General features: G+C 60.8%; 27 protein-coding genes. 13 read left to right on the forward strand and 14 right to left on the reverse strand.

Translation table 11 applies throughout. The annotated features are described in order from the left end of the window. Window positions 1-18: 18 nt before the first annotated feature. From HB860_RS00095 to npr, 5 genes are read left to right on the forward strand one after another with little or no spacing between them, the layout of a single operon-like run. A complete protein-coding gene (locus HB860_RS00095; protein WP_139438911.1) occupies window positions 19-1,458 on the forward strand; it encodes an RNA polymerase factor sigma-54 in 1,440 nt (479 codons plus the stop codon). Window positions 1,459-1,478: 20 nt separating this feature from the next. Further along, window positions 1,479-1,766: a ribosome hibernation promoting factor gene (hpf, locus tag HB860_RS00100; protein WP_005305957.1), complete on the forward strand. Its 288-nt coding sequence runs from the start codon at window positions 1,479-1,481 to the stop codon at window positions 1,764-1,766. 2 nt (window positions 1,767-1,768) lie between these two features. Continuing rightward, window positions 1,769-2,215 carry a PTS IIA-like nitrogen regulatory protein PtsN gene (gene ptsN, locus HB860_RS00105; protein ID WP_010675870.1) on the forward strand — a complete coding sequence of 149 codons (447 nt, stop codon included), beginning with the start codon at window positions 1,769-1,771 and terminating at the stop codon, window positions 2,213-2,215. Between the two features lie 40 nt (window positions 2,216-2,255). Continuing rightward, a complete protein-coding gene (gene rapZ, locus HB860_RS00110; RefSeq protein WP_139438909.1) occupies window positions 2,256-3,122 on the forward strand; it encodes an RNase adapter RapZ in 867 nt (288 codons plus the stop codon). Window positions 3,123-3,142: 20 nt separating this feature from the next. Then, window positions 3,143-3,415, forward strand: a complete 273-nt coding sequence (gene npr / locus HB860_RS00115; RefSeq protein WP_005331359.1) for a PTS phosphocarrier protein NPr — start codon at window positions 3,143-3,145, stop codon at window positions 3,413-3,415. Window positions 3,416-3,433: 18 nt separating this feature from the next. Here the strand turns inward: npr and HB860_RS00120 are convergent, their stop codons facing one another. The 12 genes from HB860_RS00120 to HB860_RS00175 form a co-directional block, all read right to left on the reverse strand. After that, the gene (locus HB860_RS00120; protein ID WP_247625375.1) at window positions 3,434-5,338 is read right to left on the reverse strand and encodes a BglG family transcription antiterminator; all 1,905 of its coding nucleotides are present in this window, start codon (window positions 5,336-5,338) and stop codon (window positions 3,434-3,436) included. A 106-nt stretch (window positions 5,339-5,444) separates the two neighbouring features. Continuing rightward, entirely contained in the window at window positions 5,445-6,185 is a 741-nt protein-coding gene (gene dagF / locus HB860_RS00125; RefSeq protein ID WP_247625376.1) for a 2-dehydro-3-deoxy-phosphogluconate aldolase, read from the reverse strand. Beyond that, window positions 6,185-7,300 carry a DgaE family pyridoxal phosphate-dependent ammonia lyase gene (locus tag HB860_RS00130; RefSeq protein ID WP_247625377.1) on the reverse strand — a complete coding sequence of 372 codons (1,116 nt, stop codon included), beginning with the start codon at window positions 7,298-7,300 and terminating at the stop codon, window positions 6,185-6,187. Before HB860_RS00130 ends, dagF begins: the two co-directional genes overlap by 1 nt. Continuing rightward, complete coding sequence (locus tag HB860_RS00135; RefSeq protein ID WP_247625378.1) at window positions 7,284-8,423, reverse strand: amidohydrolase/deacetylase family metallohydrolase; 1,140 nt, start codon at window positions 8,421-8,423, stop codon at window positions 7,284-7,286. The genes HB860_RS00130 and HB860_RS00135 overlap by 17 nt, the downstream gene beginning before the upstream one ends. 42 nt (window positions 8,424-8,465) lie before the next feature. Continuing rightward, window positions 8,466-9,116 (reverse strand): DUF4310 family protein, encoded by a 651-nt coding sequence (locus tag HB860_RS00140; protein ID WP_025328524.1) that lies wholly within the window; start codon window positions 9,114-9,116, stop codon window positions 8,466-8,468. An 11-nt stretch (window positions 9,117-9,127) separates the two neighbouring features. Next, complete coding sequence (locus HB860_RS00145; RefSeq protein WP_139438898.1) at window positions 9,128-9,904, reverse strand: DUF4311 domain-containing protein; 777 nt, start codon at window positions 9,902-9,904, stop codon at window positions 9,128-9,130. Between the two features lie 25 nt (window positions 9,905-9,929). Next, complete coding sequence (locus HB860_RS00150; RefSeq protein WP_139438896.1) at window positions 9,930-10,226, reverse strand: DUF4312 family protein; 297 nt, start codon at window positions 10,224-10,226, stop codon at window positions 9,930-9,932. Further along, a complete protein-coding gene (locus HB860_RS00155) occupies window positions 10,226-10,591 on the reverse strand; it encodes an SFCGS family glycine-rich protein (protein WP_202047355.1) in 366 nt (121 codons plus the stop codon). Before HB860_RS00155 ends, HB860_RS00150 begins: the two co-directional genes overlap by 1 nt. Then, window positions 10,592-10,954, reverse strand: coding sequence for a transcriptional regulator (locus HB860_RS00160; protein ID WP_139438892.1), 363 nt, complete (start codon window positions 10,952-10,954; stop codon window positions 10,592-10,594). Between the two features lie 313 nt (window positions 10,955-11,267). Then, window positions 11,268-12,389: an outer membrane-stress sensor serine endopeptidase DegS gene (gene degS / locus HB860_RS00165; protein WP_139438890.1), complete on the reverse strand. Its 1,122-nt coding sequence runs from the start codon at window positions 12,387-12,389 to the stop codon at window positions 11,268-11,270. Window positions 12,390-12,478: 89 nt separating this feature from the next. Then, window positions 12,479-13,837, reverse strand: coding sequence for a Do family serine endopeptidase (locus HB860_RS00170; protein WP_139438887.1), 1,359 nt, complete (start codon window positions 13,835-13,837; stop codon window positions 12,479-12,481). A gap of 81 nt (window positions 13,838-13,918) precedes the next feature. Beyond that, window positions 13,919-14,299: a YhcB family protein gene (locus tag HB860_RS00175; RefSeq protein ID WP_139438885.1), complete on the reverse strand. Its 381-nt coding sequence runs from the start codon at window positions 14,297-14,299 to the stop codon at window positions 13,919-13,921. Window positions 14,300-14,438: 139 nt separating this feature from the next. Here HB860_RS00175 and zapE point away from each other — a divergent pair, with 139 nt between their 5' ends. The 8 genes from zapE (at window position 14,439) to HB860_RS00215 (ending at window position 20,619) form a co-directional block, all read left to right on the forward strand. Then, entirely contained in the window at window positions 14,439-15,533 is a 1,095-nt protein-coding gene (zapE, locus tag HB860_RS00180; RefSeq protein ID WP_247625379.1) for a cell division protein ZapE, read from the forward strand. Between the two features lie 266 nt (window positions 15,534-15,799). After that, window positions 15,800-16,228 (forward strand): 50S ribosomal protein L13, encoded by a 429-nt coding sequence (gene rplM / locus HB860_RS00185; protein ID WP_005336289.1) that lies wholly within the window; start codon window positions 15,800-15,802, stop codon window positions 16,226-16,228. A gap of 14 nt (window positions 16,229-16,242) precedes the next feature. Continuing rightward, entirely contained in the window at window positions 16,243-16,635 is a 393-nt protein-coding gene (rpsI, locus tag HB860_RS00190) for a 30S ribosomal protein S9 (RefSeq protein ID WP_005336286.1), read from the forward strand. A 300-nt stretch (window positions 16,636-16,935) separates the two neighbouring features. Further along, window positions 16,936-17,526: a ubiquinol-cytochrome c reductase iron-sulfur subunit gene (gene petA / locus HB860_RS00195; RefSeq protein ID WP_247625380.1), complete on the forward strand. Its 591-nt coding sequence runs from the start codon at window positions 16,936-16,938 to the stop codon at window positions 17,524-17,526. A 2-nt stretch (window positions 17,527-17,528) separates the two neighbouring features. Continuing rightward, a complete protein-coding gene (locus HB860_RS00200) occupies window positions 17,529-18,746 on the forward strand; it encodes a cytochrome b (protein ID WP_139438882.1) in 1,218 nt (405 codons plus the stop codon). Beyond that, window positions 18,743-19,477 (forward strand): cytochrome c1, encoded by a 735-nt coding sequence (locus HB860_RS00205; protein ID WP_247625381.1) that lies wholly within the window; start codon window positions 18,743-18,745, stop codon window positions 19,475-19,477. Before HB860_RS00200 ends, HB860_RS00205 begins: the two co-directional genes overlap by 4 nt. An 87-nt stretch (window positions 19,478-19,564) precedes the next feature. Then, on the forward strand, window positions 19,565-20,194 hold the full coding sequence (sspA, locus tag HB860_RS00210; RefSeq protein ID WP_025328513.1) for a stringent starvation protein SspA: 630 nt from the start codon (window positions 19,565-19,567) through the stop codon (window positions 20,192-20,194). 17 nt (window positions 20,195-20,211) lie between these two features. Beyond that, window positions 20,212-20,619, forward strand: coding sequence for a ClpXP protease specificity-enhancing factor (locus HB860_RS00215; RefSeq protein ID WP_025328512.1), 408 nt, complete (start codon window positions 20,212-20,214; stop codon window positions 20,617-20,619). A 46-nt stretch (window positions 20,620-20,665) separates the two neighbouring features. On the opposite strand, the gene dolP is transcribed toward HB860_RS00215, so the two are convergent. Together dolP and HB860_RS00225 are read right to left on the reverse strand one after the other, a co-directional pair. After that, window positions 20,666-21,244 (reverse strand): division/outer membrane stress-associated lipid-binding lipoprotein, encoded by a 579-nt coding sequence (gene dolP, locus HB860_RS00220; protein WP_106885641.1) that lies wholly within the window; start codon window positions 21,242-21,244, stop codon window positions 20,666-20,668. Window positions 21,245-21,248: 4 nt separating this feature from the next. Continuing rightward, complete coding sequence (locus HB860_RS00225) at window positions 21,249-21,839, reverse strand: D-sedoheptulose-7-phosphate isomerase (RefSeq protein WP_005331389.1); 591 nt, start codon at window positions 21,837-21,839, stop codon at window positions 21,249-21,251. Window positions 21,840-21,845 lie beyond the last annotated feature (6 nt).

Below are 21,845 nucleotides of genomic sequence, written 5' to 3' on the forward strand. Positions count from 1 at the left end.
AAGGATATCCCGACGTAGATGAAGCCGACATTACAGTTGCGTCTCGGTCAGTCCCTGACCATGACGCCACAATTACAACAAGCGATTCGTCTGCTCCAGCTCTCCACCCTGGAACTCCAGCAGGAAATTCAGCAAGCGCTCGATAATAACCCCTTGCTGGAGCAGGAGGAGAATGAGGCGCAGGAAACCAGCCCGATAGAGCCCCAGGACGCCAGTCAACTCGACTCCAGCGACGCCATGGCGCAGGACAGCATGCCGGATGAACTGCCGGTGGACACCACCTGGGATGAGGTCTACTCCGCCGGGACTGCCCAGAGCGCCGGCCCCATCCATGACGGGGAAGACAGCGTCTATCAGGGGGAAACCACCGAGAACCTGCAGGACTATCTGCTGTGGCAGATGCGACTGACGCCGTTCAGCGATCTGGATGCCGCCATCGCCCTCGCCATCATCGACGCCATCGACGAGTCCGGCTACCTGACCGCCTCTCTCGAAGATATTCAGGCTGCAGTCAGCAGTGAAGAGGTAGAAGTTGAACTGGATGAAGTGGAAGCCGTGCTCAAGCGGGTGCAGCATTTCGATCCGGTCGGCATAGCCGCGCGCTCGGTGCAGGAGTGTCTGCTGATCCAGCTTGGTCAGTACTCGCCGGATCTGCCCTGGCTCAATGAGGCAAGGGAGGTGATCCGCGAGCACATGGACCTGCTCGGCAACCGCGACTACCGCACCCTAGCGCGCAAGACCCGGCTCAAGGAGAGCGATCTCAAGGAGGTGCTGGATCTCATCCAGCAACTGGAGCCCAGACCCGGCAATGGCATCATCCAGAGCGAGTCGCAATACGTGATCCCGGACGTCTCCGTGGTCAAGAAAGGGACGAAGTGGGTGGTTGAGCTCAACCCGGATTCGGCGCCGCGCATCCGTGTCAACGAGGCCTATGCGGCCATGGCACGCAATGCCCGCAGCAGCACGGATACCCAGTTCATTCGCTCCCATTTGCAGGAGGCCAAGTGGTTCATCAAGAGTCTGGAGAGTCGCAACGACACCCTGCTCAAGGTGGCCAGCTGCATCGTCGAGCAGCAGCAGGGCTTCTTCGAATACGGTGAAGAGGCCATGAAGCCCATGGTACTCAACGACATCGCCGAGGCGGTGGAGATGCACGAGTCGACGATTTCACGGGTGACGACCCAGAAGTACATGCATACGCCCCGTGGCATCTTTGAACTGAAGTTTTTTTTCTCCAGTCATGTCAACACGGAGGGAGGAGGAGAGTGCTCATCGACCGCAATTCGCGCCCTGATCAAGAAGCTGGTGACGGCCGAAAACCCGGCCAAACCGCTTAGTGATAGCAAGATCGCGGATTTGCTGGCCGAACAGGGTATTATGGTGGCGAGACGCACGATCGCAAAGTACCGTGAATCCTTGTTGATCCCGCCATCCAATCAGCGCAAACGCCTGGTTTAGGCAAACAAAAGGAAGACGTTATGCAAATTAACCTGACCGGACACCATGTCGAGATTACCGAAGCTCTGCGTGATTATGTGAATAACAAATTTGCCAAACTCGAGCGTCACTTTGACCATATCAACAACGTACATGTGGTGTTGAGCGTCGAAAAACTGAACCAGATCGCCGAAGCCAAGCTGCACGTCAGCGGGGGAGAGGTGTTCGCCAATTCGCAGCATGCCGACATGTATGCGGCGATTGATACCCTGCTGGATAAACTGGATCGGCAGATCATCAAGCACAAAGATAAGTTAAATCAAAAATAACTATGCAACTTGAACACATACTGAGTCGGGACTGCACCAAGAGTGCGGTCCCTTGTACCAGCAAGAAACGCGCCCTCGAGATCATCAGTGAGCTGGCCGCAGAGCGCCTCGGCGCCTCCCGCCAGGTGCTGTTCGAAAGCCTGCTGGCGCGGGAAAAGATGGGCAGTACCGGGATCGGTGCCGGTATCGCCATTCCCCATGGCCGGATCGACGACGCCTTTGCGCCGACCGCCGTGCTGATGACCTTCTCCGAACCCATCCCTTTCGATTCTATCGACAATCAACCGGTTGACCTGCTCTTTGCATTGCTGGTGCCGGAAAGCGAGTGCAAGCAGCATCTCAAGACCCTTTCCCTGATGGCATCCAAGCTGGGTGACAAGGCCGTCTGCCGCCAGTTGCGCCAGGCGACCAGCGACGAAGAACTCTATCAGATCATGACCTCGGCCTGATGCCGGGTCTGACACCGCCACGTTGGCGTGAGGGGACAAGATGCAGTTAATAGTGGTAAGCGGTCGTTCGGGCTCCGGCAAGACGGTAGCCCTGAGGGTGCTGGAGGATCTGGGTTACTACTGCGTGGATAACCTGCCGGTCAACCTGCTGCCCCAGCTGATCGTCTCGGTGGAGAGCCAGTATGACAAGCTGGCGGTCAGCATAGACGTGCGCAACCTGCCGACCCAGCCAGACAAGCTGGACAACCTGCTGACCCAGGTGCGCAACGAAGGGCGGGTGGAGTTTTCCAGCTTCTTCTTCGATGCAGACAACGGGACCCTGCTCAAGCGCTATGGCGAGAGCCGCCGGCTGCACCCCCTGTCCCGCAAGCAGCTGTCGCTGGATGAGGCGATCCGGGAAGAGACCCACCTGCTGGCGCCCCTCTCCTCGACCGCCGATCTGCGCATCGATACCACCAACCTCAGCATTCATGACCTCAGCGAGCTCATCAAGACCCGGGTGCTCGGCAAGAAAGAGAACGAGCTGGTGCTGGTGTTCGAGTCGTTCGGCTTCAAATACGGCATCCCCAAGGATGCGGACTTCGTGTTCGATGCCCGTTTCCTGCCCAACCCCCACTGGATCCCGGAGCTCAAGCCGTTTACCGGTCAGGATGAGCCCGTGGCCAACTACCTCTCGGCCCAGGCGGACGTGATGCTGTTCATCCAGCAGATAGAGAACATGCTGGTGACCTGGTTGCCCCACCTGGAGCGCAACAATCGCAGCTATGTGACCGTCGGCATAGGTTGTACCGGCGGACAGCATCGTTCGGTGTTCATCGCCGAGCGGCTGGCCAGCACCTTCCGACTGCTTGGCAAGAACGTGCAGATCCGTCACCGCACGCTGGACAAGCGCTCCACCCAAGCCTGACAGACCCACAGGATGTTCAGATGACAGTTTCCGCCTCGGTAGAAGTCAAAAACAAGCTGGGAATCCATGCCAGACCGGCCATGATGCTGTTCGAGCTGGTGCAGGGGTTCGATGCCCATGTACTGCTGCGCAACGAGGACGGCATCGAGGCCGATGCGGACAGCGTGATCGGCCTGCTGATGCTGGACTCCGCCCAGGGCAAGCAGGTGGAGGTGCAGGTGGAAGGCCCGGAAGAGGTGGAGGCCCTGGCCGCCGTGGTGGCGCTGTTCACCTCGGGTTTCAACGAGGAGTGAGCGACCCCTCCTCCGCCGTCATGAGCCGGCGCGCGCCAGCGCCTTGAAGTCGTAAAAGTCCCGACAAGCCAGCAGATTCCTGCTGGCTTTTTCGTTCATCAGCGCCAGGAACAGGTCGTAGAGCCCCATCGCCTCCTCGTAGTCCGCCTTGCTGATGGCGAGCACGAAGACGAGGGTGGCGGTCTCGCCATTGCCCCAGTCGATCCCCTGAGGGGCCAGCACTGTATAGACCAGGGTGCGGCGGGCCAGCAGGCCGAGGGAGTGGGGCAGGGCTATGCCCTCTCCCAGCATGGTGGAGACGATGCGCTCCCGCTCGTGCAACGACCCCCTGAAGCCCGGCTCTACCAGCTGCTCGGACTCCAGCTGGTCACAGATGCGGCCAAACAGCTGCGCCTGGCTGAGCGGCTCTGTGACCACCATGAAGTGGTCGGCATCGAAGTACTTGTCCAGCAGGTAGGGGCGGGTGCGGTCGATCAGCACCAGCTTGCCGAGCTGCTCCAGCTGGTATTGGGTCGGGAAGGGGGCGACCTGCACCACGGGGGCGTTCTTCTCGCTCACCTTGACGGTGCTGATGACAAAGTCCTGCTCGATGTGCGCCAGTCCCTCGTAATCCCGTACCGACTCCAGGCTAGTCAGCTGCAGCTGGGGGTACTCCCGCCGGATGCGCGCCTCCAGTACCCGGAAGGTGGCGTTGCCCGCATCGCACAGGAGCATGGCCTGGGGACGACGGGTGTAGCCGATGTCATGGTGGCGCTCCAGGCCGACCCCGATATGGATCACCAGATAGCCGATCTCGTGATGGGTCAGCCGGTAGGGGGTCTGCCTTATCCACTCCGAGATGGCGGCCAGCGTGATGTCGTAGGCGAGGGGATAGTACTGCTTGATGTGGTCCGCCAGCGGGTTGTGGCTGCCTATCTGGTATTTGACCCGCAGCAGCATGGCGCTGATGTGGGTCTGCAGGTCGGCCCGCAACTGCGGGTCGGCGCGCAGATCATAGGGGTAGTGCTGGTGGATGTAGGTCAACAAGTGTTCCACCAGTTGCTCGCTCTCGGCAGCCATGGCCGGGCTGAGCTGGGGAGTATCGGCAGTGAGGCGGGCCTGGATCTGGATGGCGAGGCAGGCGATCTCCTCCTCCCCAGGCGGAGTCAGGGTCGGTAGCTCGCCATAGATGTCGCGGGCCACCGCGGCCAGGGTCTGGGTGATGTCGTCGCTGGCAAACTCGCGCAGTTCGTGGCCCGCCGCCTGACGCAGCAGGGCGACGGCACAATAGATGGCGAGCTGTTGCAGGCTCTCGTCGGCGAGGCGCAACTGATGGCGGCCGAGCTGATCGTGAATATGGTTGCCCACCACTTCCAGGGTCTTGCTGGGGCAGAGGGTGGGCAGCAGGCTCTGCAGCGGCTGGTTGTTCAGCAGCTCCTGGCACAGCAGCTGGGTCAGGCAGGCACGGATCGCCGTCTCGCTCCCCTGGATGCGCATGCCCAGCCGTGGCTTGCTCTCTATGGTGAGCCCGAAGTGGGCGAGCCGCTCCCTCACCTGTGCCATGTCTCCCTGCAGGGCCGCCCGGCTCAGATACCAGGTATCCGCCAGCTCATCGAGCTTGATCCCCTGCTCCGCCGTCAGCAGCAGGATCTGTAGATGCAGCACCCGCTCGCGACTGGTGCGCGGCAGGCTGCTCTCCTGCTCCTGTGCTGCCAGCAGCGCATCAAACAGCCCCTGATTGTAAATCTTGAGCTGATAGCCGGTACCGCGCTGGTGGATCAGGTGGGCGCCCTGGGTGGCGATCAGTTCGTTGAGGGTCGCCACGTCGGTGCGCACTGTGCGGGTGGAGACATTGAGGCGACGGGCCAGCTCCTCCTGAGGCAGCGGCTCGGCATGGAGCTGGGTCAGCAGTTGATGGAGCCTGGGGTGGGGCAGCTTGATCATGGGGTGAGGCAAGACTCCTGTTGCGAAATAAAGGGTCGATGTTAACAAGGGGGTCATCAACAAGCCAGACACCGGCCAGTGATCGGACCGGTGCCTGCGGGTGTCGTTATGCCAGCAGCGTCTTCACAGTGGCGAGCAGGGTGCGCACGTCCTCGGGGCGGGTCTGGCCGCTCTCGCTGTCGATGATGGAGCTGTAGACGTGGGGGATCACCTTCTCGACCCCGGTCTCCAGCGCGATGCGCACTATCTCCTCGAAGTTGTCGAGATCGATGCCGCCGGTGGGCTCCAGCCAGAAGCCGTGACGGGCACAGGCCTCGGCCACCGCCCGATACTCGTCGCGGCAGGCCAGGCCTCCCATGGGGAAGAACTTGACCGAGCTGCCGCCCATGTCCTTGAGCAGGGCGATGGCGGTGTCGATGGGTACAATCCCGTCCGGCTGCTGGCTACTCAGGGGGCCGGTGGAGATCTTCACCATCCCCGGCGTGCCGGTGGGAGAGACAAGGCCGTTGACCAGGGTGTGAGGCTGGCCCAGCAGTGCCCGGCTGGGGCCCACTCCGGTGAACACCTGGTTGACGTGCTGGGGCTGCAGCTGGCGAGCCAGCTCGGCCACCATGGCGGACTGGCGGGGATCCCCAGCGCCAAGCCCGATGGAGAGGGCGTTGTCGATAAGCCTGGCGTACTCCCCCATGTCGGCGACGGCGGAGGGCACATCCGGATAGTTTTTCGAGAGCACGCCGACCAGCACGTGCCCCTCGGCCGCCTCATAGATGTCGACGGCATTCTGTCTGGACCCTGCCAGCACATTGAGGCAGACGCGATCACGGTAGTAGTTGGGAACAAGGGACATCAGCGATTCTCCTGAACGAGGTGGGCAATGGCGGCATGGATCTGGTCGAGCTGGGCCGGGCTGACGCTGCGCACGTCGATCTCGATGTGCCCCTCGTTGGCCTTGTAGCCGCGGCAGTAGATGGCCGGATTGCCCTGCTGCAGGCGGGCCACCAGTTGCACCGTGGTCATGCCGATCTGAGCGTGGTCGAAGGCGATGTCGGTGCGGGCTATGTCTCGCCCGGCGCTGTCCCACACCACCCGGGCGGTGACGCCGGGCAGCTGGTTGAGGCGCTCGATGAAGGACGCCATCTTGGCGGCCATGGCGGCGCCGCTCTCCTGCTCTTTCTCCAGGTAGCGCTCTATGGCGTGGGTCAGGCCGAGGATCCCCTCCTTGCCCACCTTCATGGCGCGGCCGATGCCGTTGGCCTGCTGCTTGACCCACTCCACATACTGACGCTTGCCGAGCACCAGGCCGCTGGTGGGCCCTTCGATGGCCTTGGCACCGCTGTAGATGACCAGATCGGCACCCTGGCTGTAATAGAGGCGCAGATCCTCTTCCGCCGCCGCATCGACGATGAGCGGGAGCCCGTGGGCCCTAGCCACCTCGGCCGCCTCGGCCACCGACAGAATGCTCTTCTGCACGCAGTGGTGGGACTTGATGTAGAGGATGGCGGCGGTATCGGGGTTGATGGCGGCGGCCAGCTGGGCGGGGGAGCACTCGTTGGCATAGCCTGCTTCCACCACCTTGCCGCCCCCCAGATTGACCATGGTGCCGACCGGCGCGCCGAAGTTCACGTTGTGACCCTTGGGCAGCACGATTTCGCTTGGCACGGCATGGGCATGGGCATGCAACTGCTCCAGCCGGTAGGGATCGCCGCGCACTATGATGGCGGCCACCGACTGGGCGATGCCGGCACTGGCGCAGGAGACCACGACGGCGTCTTCCACACCGAGCAGATTGGCCAGGTAGGCACCTGTCTTGTTGACCAGATCCTTGACCTCGAAGTAGTGGCCCAGGCCGAAGTTGACCGCGTCGACCACCTCCTGCTCAGGGGTGGAGACGCCGAGGATGGTCATGCGCCCGGAGGCGTTGATCACGGGTTTGAGCCGATATTTCTCATACACGGAAGGCATGGTGGGATTGTCCATATTGAGTGAGAACCAGGTCACCGCCGACCAGGGCGGCGAGGGGGTGCAGTTGCCGGTCGCCGCTGCGGGCACCGGCTTCGGTATCGGTAAAGAGAGTGGGGCCGCTGCTCACCTCGAACAGGGTCAGATCGGCATCGGCGCCCACCTCGAGCCGGCCCTTGCCGGGCAGGCGCAGGGCATCGGCGGCCTGGTGGGTGACGCAGGCAAGCACCTGCTCCAGGGTCATGCCGATGGCGAGAAACTTCGACATCACGTGGGCCAGGCTGTAGACGGGGCCCTTGATGCGGTTCTTGCAGTAGATATCCGAGCTGATGGTGTGAGGCAGTATCCCTTGCCGGATGGCGGCCTCCGCCACCTCGAAGCTGAAGCTGGCGCCACCGTGGCCGATGTCGAGCAAGAGCCCCCGCTTCATCGCCTCGCGCACCGCCAGGCGCAGTTCGCCCGCCGGGGTCAGGATGCGGTTGGGCTTGCCGTTGAAGCAGTGGGTCAGCAGATCGCCATCTCCCAGCAGGGCGACTATCTCGTCGAGATCCGGCGGCGTGTTGCCCACATGCACCATGAGCGGCAGCTGGCCGTTGTCCCGCTGGATCTGCTTGGCCATGCGCAGGGGCTGCAGGCCGTTCCCGCCCACCACGCTGCCGCTCATCCGGGCCTTGATGCCGACGATGAAGGAGGGGTGGCGGCGAATGGCCGCCGAGGCGAGATCCATATCGAGGTCCCGGCTGTCGGCCAGCTCGTTCTGGCGCAGCAGGCCGATGCGGGAGATGTTGAGCAGGGCGTGGACCCGGGTCTTGCAGCCAGCGGCGAGGCGCTGGAAGTCGTCCACATCGTCGGCTCCCGTGCTGCCCGCATCGATGACGGTGGTGACACCGGACTCGACGCCCACCTTGTCCGGCTCATCCTGATAGATGGGGGAGGCGGGGTAGCAGTGGGTGTGGCCGTCAATCCAGCCTGCGCTCACATGAACCTGCCCGGCCAGAGTGAGGGTTTGCTTCGCCTCGGCGGTCTCTGGCAGCGCGCCTAGCGCTGCTATCTTGCCGTCCTGGATGGCGATGTCGATGAGCTGGCCATCTCCCTGGCGTCCCGCTCTGATGATGATGTCGTACATGCTGATGGCCTCTGGAGCGCCGCCCCGCAGGGCGGCGGATGGTTATGCAAGTGCAACCGGGAAGAAGGTACCGAGCAGCATGGCACCCAGGATAGCGCCGCCTGTGATGGGCTTCTCCCAGATGTAGAACAGCAGCGCCCCCGCCAGGGAACCCAGCCCTATGGGGATGGAGGCCCCCATGGCGGAGAGGATGATCAGGGGGCCGAGGAAGCGGCCCGAGCTGTTGCCAGCCCCCATCATCACGTCCGCCCCATAGGTGGAGTTGCTCTGGTTGATGGTGAACTTGCGCGCCAGGATGATCACGTAGCCGATGGCCAGCCCTATGGCCATGCCGGTGACCAGGGAGGCGCCGAAGTTCTCCACCGGGTAGACGATGCCGGCACCCAGCAGCAGGGCGGGCACCCCCAGGCCGACGCCGGTTTGGATGGCGCCGCCGATATCCAGGATCCCCACCAGGGAGCCCTCTATGATGCGGGCAAACAGGAAGCTGGCACCGAAGGCCGCGACCGCGCCGTAGGCGCCTGTGTCCATCCCGGCTTTCAGCATGGCGACGAAGGCCACCTCGTTGAAGGCGCCGACCCCGTACAGGTAGAACATGTGGGTCCCGGCAAAGACCCCGGCCGACAGCAGGCCGACGAAGATGGGGAAGGACCAGTCGGCGTACCAGAAGTTGTTTCTCAGTTTCTCATCCATGTGGTGGTCCCTTATTTACTGCCAAGCAGGTGATGGACGTTTTCCAGCCACAGGGGAATGCCCAGGTGGAAGGACTCAATCAGTTTCATGTCGAAGCCGCGGAAGAAACCGCTCAGCACGAACAGCAGCACTATGGCGCTCATCATCACGCGAGTGACGTGGTTCCAGCCGCTCTCTTCCACTCCCTTGCCGATCAGGATGCCAAGCACCAGGCCGGGGACGGCGTTGCCCATGATGAGCTGCGCCAGACCGCCGAAGATGGTGGCCCAGAAGCCGGACTTCTTGCCCGCCTCTATGGCGGCCAGCCAGAAGATCACCGGCATGACGGTGTTGACCAGCAGGTTTGCCGCCGGCACCAGCACCTTGACCGCAGTGACCTGCAGGGCCTCGGGTACGGCCGCCGCCGTGCTGTTGAGGAAGGCGACGACGATGGCACCTATGATGCCGCCGGCGATGGCCATCTTCTTCGGGTCGTGCAAGGTAGTGGCGAGATCCCGGTTCTTGAACAGCAGTGCCGCCGTGGCCCAGTGCGGGATGATGCGGTGATCCACGTCCTGGGTGAAGGCGCCCGCCGCGACCGTGGAGGCCCAGGCGTTGAAGAAGAAGCCAAGACCGAACGAGAAGTGGGAGGCGGGATCCCCTTCGCAGGAGTTGAGCTCACCCAGGGTGCGGAAGGCACCCATGCCCTGTACGGTCGGGGCGTGGAACATCCGCGCCGCACCGGCTCCCACGCCGACGCCCACCAGGCCGCCGATGATGAGTGACTTCATCAAAATGATTAGAAACATCCAACATGTCCTTTTGGTTGTGGGGTTACGCCCTGGTGAAATCCACCTTGTCGACATCCAGGCTGCTGACCTTGACCCTGATCTCCAGCTGGACCCTGAACTCGCGGCGCTGGCGCGGCAGGAAGAAGAACAGGAACTTCTCCACCCGCACCGACTCCTCGGCCTTGATGACCCTGACCTCGAGTGGCTCGATGCGCAGCATCACCCTGGGGTTGTCCTTGAGCAGGCTGGATTGCACCTGACCGAGGGCGGCGGCAAACGCCTGCTGGCGAGTGGCCCCCTTGCCGTTGACCATGACCTGGGTGGTGAAGTCCTCTTTCATCAGGCGCGTCCGTGTTTCTTGGCGAAGGCCTCGACCAGCTTCTGGCCCAGCTCTTCCTTGTCCATGAAGCCGAAGCCCAGTACCACGCAGCCTTCGTTGATGGCGGTCACCCCCTCCTCGACGGAGCGCATGCCGTAGCGGCACTTGTAGCCGTACTTGGTCTGGGCCGTGATGGCGCCTGCGCCGCCGCTGCCGCAGAAGGAGATGCCGAGATCCGCCTGCTCCTTGTTCATCACATCACCGAGCTTCATGTCGGCGGCCATGCCGGGGATGATGGTCACGCTGGCGCCGGCGGCTTCGGCCCCAGCTCCCACTTTCTGACCCTTGCCGAGACGATCTCCAATCACGAGTTTGATGGCTGACATTTAGATTTCTCCTTTGACTGAGCTGAGTTCATTTTCTTTGGCAACTTCGAAATGGACGGACAAGAGGTGGGCCTCTTCATAGGCCAGCCTGTCCAGCCAGCCGACCACCTGTTCGGCGAGGCGCAGGGAGAGGGGGGAGATCTCCTCGAACAGGCCGAGGTCGACCTCGGGCAGGGCTTCACCGCTGTGGGAGCGCCACACCATGGCCTTGACGTGGGAGGCGAGCATTTGCTTCTGCACCTCGTTGGGGATGATGCCCTGATCCGCTAGCAGGCTGTGGATGCGCGCCAGAATGAGATCTGTCTTGCGCAGCAACGCCGGGCTGTTCGGGGTCAGGGCGGTGTCATGAGTGTCGGTAGTCAAGGTCTGCTCTCCAAGGCTGGCAGAAAGGATGGGAACACCTTAAGGCGGGAAAGAGGGCGGGAGGAGGCACTGTTTTTCCGATTCGAAATGGAAATCCCGGGCAAGAAGTCCCGAAAGAGGCCGAATTTGTGGCAACAAGGCGGAATAAGTAGGGATTAGCCTCGGCGCTGTGTGAGCGGGACCACAGTTTCACCCCACAGCCGCCTGGTCGGGCGCCGGTGGAAACTGTGAGTCATCTCACGTCAGGGAAAGGGGCCTGAGGGGGAGGCACAAAAAAGGGGCCCTGATGGCCCCTCTATTGACTCCCTTGCCGTCAGCTGGCGGGTGATGCGCTGCTGGTGGGCAGATTCTGGTAGCGTACGTCTTCCTCTATGATGACGTCGACATCCAGGGGCTTGCCATTGCGGATCACCGAGATGCGCAGCTTGGTGCCGGGGCGGCTCTCGACGATCTTGTCCATCACGGGACGCACGCCGCTGATGGCCTCGCCGTTGATCTTGAGCAGCACATCCCCGCGCCTGAGGCCGGCCTTGGTGGCGGGCCCATCGGGATCCAGGCTCTCCACCACCAGACCCTGCAGATCCCCGAGATTCATCATGCGCGCGACTATGGGGTTGATCTCGACGCTGGAGATGCCGAGGTAGCCGCGAATGACCCGGCCATTGGCGATCAGCTCGTCCATGATCCGCTTGGCCAGCTTGTAGGGGATGGCGAAGCTGATGCCGTAGCTCTCCTGATTGCCGTTGAGGTGGTAGGCGGCGGTGTTGATGCCCACCAGGTCGCCACGGCCATTGACCAGGGCGCCCCCCGAGTTGCCCTCGTTGATGGCGGCATCTGTCTGCAGCAGATCCTGCCGGCCGTTGCTGTCCGGCCCCATGCTGGAGAGACCGATGCGGCCGGTGGCACTGATGATGCCCTGGGTGATGGTCTGGCCGACGTTGTAGGGGTTGCCGATGGCGAGGACCACGTCGCCTACGTCGGGCAGGCGCTCGGGATCCTGCGGGATCACCGGCAGGTTGTCCGACTCTATGTAGAGCACGGCGAGATCGGTCAGCTTGTCGGTACCGACCAGCTCGGCGCTGAATACCCGGCCATCCTGCAGCGCGACTATGATCTGGTCCGCATCGGCGATGACGTGGTAGTTGGTCAGTACATGGCCGCGCTGGTTCATGATGACCCCTGAGCCCAGCCCCTGTGGCCTCAGCTCCACCTTCTCGCCGCGATTGCCGGCGAAACTGCGGGTGTAAATGTTGACGACGGCAGGGCCGGCGCGGTGGGCGGCATAGGAGAAACTCAGTTCGCGGGCATTGGTGATGAGACCCGGCAGGGGGGCGCCGCCCCGAAAACTGGGAAACAGCAGCAACAGGAGCGCAGCCACGGTGAGGCCAAAGCCGACAGACTTGCCCAAGTAACTGATCAAAGGTGGGATTTTCATGTCATTCTCGTCCGTACATGCTGCGCGCAGAGAATAACATTATCGGTGGATAAAAATCACCCGCGGCGGTTGCCGCGGGTGTGAGGGACTTAACGGATCACCAAATAGAGCGAGGAGTCGCCGCGCTGTATGTTCAGCGCCAGGACTTCCGGCTTGTTCTTCAAGGCCTTGGTCAGCTCATCCATGGAGTTGATGCGCAGACGGTTGACCCCGATGATGATGTCGCCCTTCTGCAGGCCGGCGGCGGCGGCAGGGGAGCGCGGATCTATGTCGGCCACAGCCACGCCGGTCACCGGATCCGTGGTGGTGCTGAGCTTGGCCCCTTCCAGTGCCGGGTGCAGGGCGCTGGCGAGGATCTCGCTGTCATCGGCCTTCTTCAGGGTGACCTTGACGGTCTGCTCCTTGCCATCACGGATGAGGCCGAGTGCAACCTGCTTGTCGGCGCCCATGGTGGCGATCTTGGCACGCAGTTCACCGAACGAGCGGATGGGCTTGCCATCTATGCTGATGATGATATCGCCGGCCTTGATGCCCGCCTTGGCGGCGGCGGAGTCAGGCATGACCTGGTTGACGAAGGCACCATCCTTCTTGTTGTAGCCGAAGGATTTGGCGATATCCGTGGTTAGCTCTGTGCCGGTGATCCCCAACTGGCCACGGCGCACTTCACCGTATTTCACGATCTGCTCGGACAGGTCGCGCACCATGTTGGAGGGAATGGCGAAGCCGATACCGATGTTGCCGCCGTTCGGGCCCAGGATGGCGGTGTTGATGCCGATCAGCTCCCCACGCAGGTTGAGCAGGGCACCACCCGAGTTGCCCGAGTTGATGGCCGCATCGGTCTGGATGAAGTTCTCCAGGTTCTCGATATTGAGGCCGCTGCGACCCAGGGCGCTGACGATACCCGAGGTGACGGTCTGACCCAGGCCGAAGGGGTTGCCGATGGCCAGGGCATAGTCACCGACCCGCAGCTCGTCCGAGTCGGCGAACTTGATCTGCACCAGGTCCTCCGCCTTGATTTGCAGCAGGGCGATGTCGGACTGCTTGTCTTCACCTATCTTCTTGGCCGCGTATTCGCGACCGTCTTTCAGGTTGACCTTGATCTCGTCCGCCTCGTGGACCACGTGGGCGTTGGTGATCACGTAGCCCTTCTTGGCATCAATGATGACGCCGGAACCGAGCGCCTGGAAGGGCTGCTCGCTCACCTGCTCATCGGGCATGTTGGGGCCGAAGAAGAAGCGGAATTGTTCCGGCAGGCGCTGGCGGGTGATCTTCTTGCCAGAGACGGAGATATTGACCACGGCAGGGGTCACCTGCTCGAGCACGGGGGCCAGGCTCGGCATCTCCTGGCTGTTGCCCATCAGGGGCAGGGCGGCTTGTGCCGGCGCGGCTGACAGGGCGATACCGACACTGAGGGCTAACACACTGAATACAGAAAGAGATTTACGCATATGAGAAACAGCTCCCAGAAAAAGTTGCAGTGCAATCGTCAAGGTCTGACCACGATAAGGCGTAATTAGTTCCACCAGAGGCTAACCGGGCTGCTTGAGCAGGCCGGACGCACCGGCGTAGTCACGAGGCGGCTGACCCGGCTCCTCATTGGCGGAGTCAGCGTTTGCTTCTTCCACCTGAGGTTCGCGGAACAAGGGCTCCTGCGCCTTGGCGAGGAACTTGCTCTGCTCGGCCATGTGGCGATAGAGGGTCTGGTATTGATCGGCCAACTGCTCCATCAGGGCGGCGCTGTCGGCGAAGTGGGTGGTGATCTGGCCCTGGTAGCTTTCCAGCTCCTTGTGAGCCTTTTTCAGCTCCTGTTCCAGGCGCCCGGCATCCCGGCTGCGGACAGTGAAACGGCCGATCAACACGCCGATGATCAGGGCGGCTACCGCCAGCAGGATCCCGTTTAACAGAGTCATAGAAGCTCCTTGTTACAGCTAAATCGATGAGTTTGAGGCGGCCGGATTGACCGCGATGCCTCGTTGGCACTATACCGTGCACCCCGAGAGCGTGATACCATTTTGTCCCTCATTCAGGGACTTGGAGGCGGTTTACAGGATGACCCCGCAGCAAAAATACCAGCAGGATTTGCAGCGTCCCGGCTTTTTGGCCGACCCGGCCCAGGCGATGGCCGTGACCCGCCTGGAGCGACTCTATCAGGATTTGTGCGCCAGCCCGACTCCGACCAGATCCCGTGGCCTGCTGGGCTGGCTGCAAAAGCCGAAAACCCGCGAGCCCATCCTGGGTCTCTATATGTGGGGCGGAGTGGGCAGAGGCAAGACCTGGCTGATGGATACTTTTTTCGACAGCCTGCCGGGGGAGCGCAAACTGCGCGTCCACTTCCACCGCTTCATGCATCGGGTGCACGATGAACTCAAGGGGCTGACCGGTCAGGCCGATCCGCTCAAGCTGATCGCCAGCAAGCTCGCCAGCGAGACAGACATCATCTGCTTTGACGAGTTTTTCGTCTCCGACATCACGGATGCCATGCTGCTGGGTACATTGTTCCAGGAGCTGTTCGGTCATGGGGTGGTGCTGGTGGCCACTTCCAACATCCCACCCAAGGATCTCTATCGCAATGGGCTGCAGCGAGCCCGCTTCCTGCCTGCCATCGAATTGATCGAGCGCCACTGCGAGGTGCTCAATGTGGATGGTGGCGTCGATTACCGATTGCGCACTCTGGAGCAGGCGGAAATCTACCACTTCCCGCTGGATCAGCAGGCAAAATCGAACCTGGACCGCTACTTTGGACAACTGACCGGGCTGGGGCAGATCACGGCCACGACCCTGGAGATCAACCATCGCCAGCTGAGCGCGCTGGGCATGGGGGAAGGGGTACTTTATATGGAGTTCGAGCAGCTCTGCTGCACCCCGCGATCCCAGGGGGACTACATAGAGCTGGCCCGGGAGTTTCACACCGTCCTGCTGGCCAATGTGCAGCCCATGGGCACAGGCACGGACGATGCGGCCCGCCGTTTCATCGCCATGGTGGACGAGTTCTATGAGCGGCACGTCAAACTCATTCTGTCGGCGGCGGTGCCCATGACCGCGCTCTACGGCGATGGTCTGCTGAATTTCGAATTCAAGCGCTGTCTTTCACGGCTCCAGGAAATGCAATCGCACGAATACCTTGCCAGAGTGCACCTTCCTTAGTCACAATACCGCGCCTGCCAGTCGGATGGGCATCTGCGGCAGGTAGGGCCGGGCGACATTTGCTAGCTTCATGGCAGTGAAATTAGCAGGTGATATTTAAGGCAACTTCACTTATAATCGCCCGGCCCACGTTACAGCTGTCGATAAGACAGCAACACTTTAAGCTTTACTTGTATTCGAAGGGGTACAGGTAGGCCATCGTTTGTTGTTTGTGGGAGAGCCCCCATAAGCAATTGGGTCTGTAACAGGTAATTGGGTTTAACTTAATGAAAACTTTCGTTGCCAAGCCAGAAACCGTAAAACGTGACTGGTACATTGTGGACGCAGAAGGTAAAACTCTGGGTCGTATCGCAACCGAGATCGCTGCTCGTCTGCGTGGTAAGCACAAAGCTGAATACACTCCGCACGTTGACACCGGTGATTACATCATCGTTGTAAACGCTGAGAAGGTACACGTAACCGGTAAGAAATTTACCGACAAAATGTACCACGCTCACTCCGGTTTCCCGGGTGGTATCAAGTCCATCAGCTTTGACAAGCTGATTCAGCGCAAGCCGGAAATGGTAATCGAAGCTGCCGTCAAGGGCATGCTGCCGAAGGGTCCGCTGGGCCGTGCCATGTTCCGTAAGCTGAAAGTTTACGCAGGCGCAGAGCACGCTCATGCTGCTCAGCAACCTCAAGTACTGGATATCTAACGGGAACTGGCAACATGGCAGAAAATCAATACTACGGTACCGGCCGTCGCAAAAGCTCCACTGCTCGCGTCTTTATCAAAGCGGGTAGCGGTAAAATCGTAATCAACCAGCGCTCCCTGGAGCAATACTTCGGCCGTCCGACTGCCCGCATGGTAGTTCGTCAGCCGCTGGAACTGGTTGAGATGACCGAGAAACTGGATCTGTACATCACCGTTAACGGTGGTGGCATCTCCGGTCAAGCTGGTGCGATCCGCCACGGTATCACTCGTGCTCTGATGCAGTACGACGAGACCCTGCGTTCCGAACTGCGTAAAGCAGGCTTTGTTACTCGCGATGCCCGTAAGGTTGAGCGTAAGAAAGTCGGTCTGCACAAAGCGCGTAAGCGTCCGCAGTACTCCAAGCGTTAATTCGCTTTTGGTACGCACTCTCACGAGTGTCAAAAAAGCCTGGCCATGTGCCAGGCTTTTTTTATTGGTAATATTACCTACGCCAATGCTAACCATACGTCACAAAAGACAAAAATTTGTGTATTTATTGTTTTTGCCCATCGCTTCTCTTTCTTGTCAAATTGTTATCTTTTCTTTAAAATTTCCATGGTCTTTCTGTGTCAATTGCCACTCCGCTTCCGCCGCAGTTGTCAGAGGGAGAGGAGATAGGAAACGGGGACACTATAAGAATGAGCGGAGTCCACATGGGAGAGTTTTTGGATGAGCAATGCGCCAGTTGATACCGGTCGCCGCAGATTTCTTACCTGGTCAACGGTTGCCGTTGGCGGAGTAGGAGCTGCTTTTACCGCAGTGCCGTTTATAAAGTCATGGAATCCGAGTGCCAAAGCCAAAGCGGCCGGGGCACCGGTAGAGGTGGATATCAGCAAGTTGGAGCCGGGTCAGCTGATCCGCGTCGAGTGGCGTGGCAAGCCGGTCTGGGTGGTGAAGCGCACCAAGCAGACCCTGGATGCCCTGGCCATGCACGATGACAAGCTGCGCGATCCCGCCTCCGATGAGCCACAGCAGCCGGACTATGCCCACAACGGCTACAGATCCATCAAGCCGGAGATCTTCGTGGCGGTCGGTATCTGTACCCATCTGGGCTGCTCCCCCTCCTACCTGCCGGACAGCTTCGGCGAGCAGGTGCAAGGGGTGACCTCCGGCTTCTTCTGCCCATGCCATGGTTCCAAGTTCGACATGGCCGGTCGAGTGTTCCAGGGCGTGCCCGCACCGCTGAACCTGGTCATTCCGCCATACCAATTTCTTAGCGACACCACCATTCTGGTCGGTGCCGATGGCAAGGAGGCCTGACCATGTTTGCCAAACTCATGGGCTGGATTGACGATCGTTTCCCGCTCACGGCCATGTACAACGACCACATGGCCAAGTATCCGGCTCCCAAGAACCTGAACTTCTGGTACTTCTTCGGTTCCCTTGCCATGTTGGTGCTGGTCAACCAGATCATCACCGGCATCTGGCTCACCATGAACTACAACCCGTCGGCGGAGGGTGCCTTTGCCTCCGTGGAATACATAATGCGGGACGTGGACTACGGCTGGCTGCTGCGCTACATGCACTCCACCGGCGCCTCCGCCTTCTTCGTTGTGGTCTATCTGCACATGTTTCGCGGCATGATCTACGGCTCCTATCAGAAGCCGCGCGAGCTGCTGTGGATCTTCGGCATGCTGATCTTCCTGGTGCTGATGGCCGAAGCCTTCATGGGTTACCTGCTGCCCTGGGGACAGATGTCGTTCTGGGGGGCCCAGGTCATCATCTCGCTGTTTGGCGCCATTCCGGTCATAGGCGACGATCTGACCCTGTGGATCCGGGGTGACTACGTCATCTCTGGGGCTACCCTGAACCGCTTCTTCGCGCTGCACGTCATCGCCTTGCCGCTGGTGCTGGTGATGCTGGTGGCCATGCACATCCTGGCGCTGCACGAAGTCGGCTCCAACAACCCGGATGGGATCGACATCAAGAAGCACAAGGATGAGAAAGGCTGGCCGCTGGATGCGGTGGCGTTCCACCCTTACTTCACCGTCAAGGACATGATTGGTGTGGCGGGCTTCCTGTTCCTGTTCTGCGCCATCATCTTCTTCAAACCCGACATGTGGGGCTACTTCCTCGAGAAGCCGAACTTTGAGGTGGCGAACGGGCTGAAGACCCCGGAGCACATAGCCCCGGTCTGGTACTTCACTCCCTTCTACGCCATCTTGCGCGCTGTGCCGGACAAGCTGCTGGGGGTCATCATGATGGGGCTCTCCATAGTCGTGCTCTTCCTGCTGCCCTGGCTGGATCGTTGCAAGGTGCGTTCGGTGCGCTACCGCAGCACCCTGCACAAGCTGAATATCGCCCAGTTTGTGGTCTGCTTCGTCATCCTGGGTGTGCTGGGTGTCCTGCCATCGACGCCGACGCTGACCCTGCTCGCACAGATCTGTTCACTGGGGTATTTCGGATTCTTCGTCCTGTTGTTCTTCTACAGCAAGAATGAGAGCACCAAGCCGCTGCCGGAGAGGGTGACATTCAAATGAAAAGAATAATTTTTGCAGTGCTGACCCTGCTGCCCAGCCTTGTACTTGCGGCAGGCAGTGGCTTCCCCCTCGACAAGGCAGAGTACGACCTGAGTGACAAGGCATCCCTGCAACGGGGGGCTGCGACCTTCATGAACTACTGTGCCGGCTGTCACTCCACCCAATACCAGCGTTATAACCGGGTGGCTGCCGACATCGGCATTCCGGAAGAGCTGATGAGGGAGAACCTGGTCTTCACCGGTGCCAAGATTGGCGATCTGATGAAGAGCGCCATGTCCGAGAAGGATGCGGCGCGCTGGTTCGGGGCACCGCCACCGGACCTGACCCTGGTGGCCAGGGTGCGGGGCGCCGACTGGATTTACACCTATCTGCGTGCCTTCTATGTGGACGAAACCCGTCCGTTCGGGGTGAACAATGCGGTCTTCCCGTCCGTGGGCATGCCCCATGTGCTGGAACCGCTGCAGGGGACACCCCGTGCCGAATTCGGAACTCACGAGGTCGATGGACAGCCGGTGCAGCAAGTCGTCAGCATCAAATCCGACGGCAATGGTGAAATGAACAACGAAGAATATGATCAGACGACACTGGATCTGGTAAACTTCTTGGTCTACTCGGCTGAGCCGGTGCAGCAGGAGCGCGAACGCATGGGCTTCTGGGTGCTCGGTTTCATCGCAATCTTCTTCATCTTCACTGTGCTGTTGAAGAAGGAATTCTGGCGCGACGTTCACTAAGCGACCAGATCGGAGTAATATGACGCACGGCAATGAAGATCAAGATGCTTCATTGCCGTTTCTGCTTTTTAATGACGGGAGGGTTCAATGGCTGTAGCTGCCAATAAGCGTTCGGTAATGACGCTGTTTTCCGGTGCCAACGATATGTTCAGCCATCAGGTGCGCATTGTCCTGGCGGAGAAGGGTGTTAGCGTGGATATCTGCCAGGTTGACCCGAGCAACCTGCCGGACGAGCTGGCCGAGCTGAACCCGTACAACACTGTGCCGACCCTGGTGGATCGCGAGCTGGCGTTGTACACCTCGCGCATCATCATGGAGTATCTGGACGAGCGCTTCCCGCACCCGCCCCTGATGCCTGTCTATCCGGTGGCTCGCGGTAACAGCCGTCTGATGATGCATCGCATCGAGCTGGACTGGTACTCCCTGGCCGACAAGATCATGGCGGGCACCGATACCGAAGCCGCCCGTGCCGAGCTGCGTGACAACTTGCTGGCCATCGCCCCTATCTTTGGCGAGATGCCTTACTTCATGAGCGAAGAGTTCGGTCTGGTTGACTGCTACATGGCTCCGCTGCTGTGGCGCCTGCCGAGCCTGGGCATCGACTTCACCGGTCGTGGTGCCAAAGAGCTGAAAGCTTACATGGTCCGCCTGTTCGAACGTGAATCCTTCCAGGCCTCCCTGACCGAGGCTGAACGCGAGATCCGTGCCAGCGTATGAGTAGTATGGAACCGACCATGACACCCAGTCGCCCCTATCTGTTGCGGGCGTTTTTTGACTGGTTGCTGGATAACGACTTGACCCCGCATCTGGTGGTCAATGCCAATATCCCCCATGTGATGGTGCCGATGCAGTTTGTGCAGGATGGGCAGATTGTCCTGAACATAGCGCCTCGGGCCGTGGGCCAGTTCCACATGGATAATGATGCCGTCAGCTTCAGCGCCCGCTTCGGCGGCGTGTCACAGCAGGTCTATATTCCCATGGCGGCCATATTGGCCATTCATGCCAGGGAAAACGGTGTGGGAACCCTGTTCCCGCCTGAGCCGGGCTACGATCTCTGGCTGGAGCAGGCCGAGGCGCCGGTAGAACCCGAGCCGGAGCCACCGCGCCCGACGGGTCGTCCGACCCTGAAAGTCATCAAATAAAAAACGCAGCCGACTGGCTGCGTTTTTTTATCTCATTATCACCCACTTAGTTCTGGGCAAATTCAAAGGCCTTGATCACCTGCTTGACCCCGCTGACGTGGCGGGCGATCTCCACTGCCTGATCCCCTTCCTGACGGGTCACCAGGCCGATGAGAAACACCTCGCTGTTCTCGGTGACCACCTTGACCTTGGTGCTGTCGAAGTTCTTGGTGCCCAGCATGTCGGCCCGTACCTTGGAGGTGATCCAGGTATCGTTGCTGCGTACCCCAATGCTCACCGGCTTGCCGAGACGCAGCTCATTGTAGACATGACGAACCCCTTCGATCCGGCCCACAATCTTGCCCGCTTCCTGCTTGTAGGCGTCAGACGGTGTCTGACCGACCAGCAAGACGCGGCCGTTGTTGCTGTAGACGCTGATCTTGCTGGAGGCGCTCAGCGACTTGTTGTCGGCCAGCAGATTGGCCGCTTTCAGCTCTATGGTCTGATCGTCCCACTGGGCACCCAGGGTGCGACGATCCCCGGTCGCCTTGGCGGTACCGGCTGCGCCACCGACTACCACGGCGGCACAACCTTGCAGCAGCAGGGCGCCGGTCAGCAGGGCGAGTGCGAGAATAGGCTTCTTCATGGTTTCAATCTTCCTGTTGCGGGAAAAGTGTCTGGTCGATGAGATCACAGAGGCAGTGCAGGGTCAACAGATTCACTTCCAGAATGCGAGGGCGGCGGGCGGATGGCACGCGGATCTCCACGTCGTTGGGCCCGAGCAGACCGGCTATCTCGCCACCGTCGCCCCCCCCGAGCACTATGATGGTCATGTCGCGGGAGAGTGCCGCCTCGGCAGCCTTGATCAGGCTGCGGCTGTTGCCCGTGGTGGTGAGCACCACCAGGATGTCGCCGGGCTGGCCCAGAGCCCTGATCTGCTTGGCATAGACCTCTTCGAAGCCGTGATCGGTGGCGATGGCGCTGATGGTGGCCATGTCGGGGGTCAGAGCCAGGCCGGGAAGGGAGGGGCGTGGCGTCTCGTAGCAGTTGACCAGTTCGGAGATGAACAGCTGTGCCAGGGCCGAGGAGGGGCCATTGCCGCATGCCATGACCTTGTGGCCATTGAGCAGGCAGATGGTCAGCATCTGGGCCGCGGTGTGGATGGCGTCCGGCAGCGCCTCGGCGGCGGCTATCTTGGTCTGGATGCTTTCGGTGTAATTCTCTTTGATGGGATCAGTCATGGGGTC

It is taken from the genome of Aeromonas genomosp. paramedia, from assembly GCF_023093515.1.
In the GTDB taxonomy this organism is placed as follows: Bacteria; Pseudomonadota; Gammaproteobacteria; order Enterobacterales; family Aeromonadaceae; genus Aeromonas.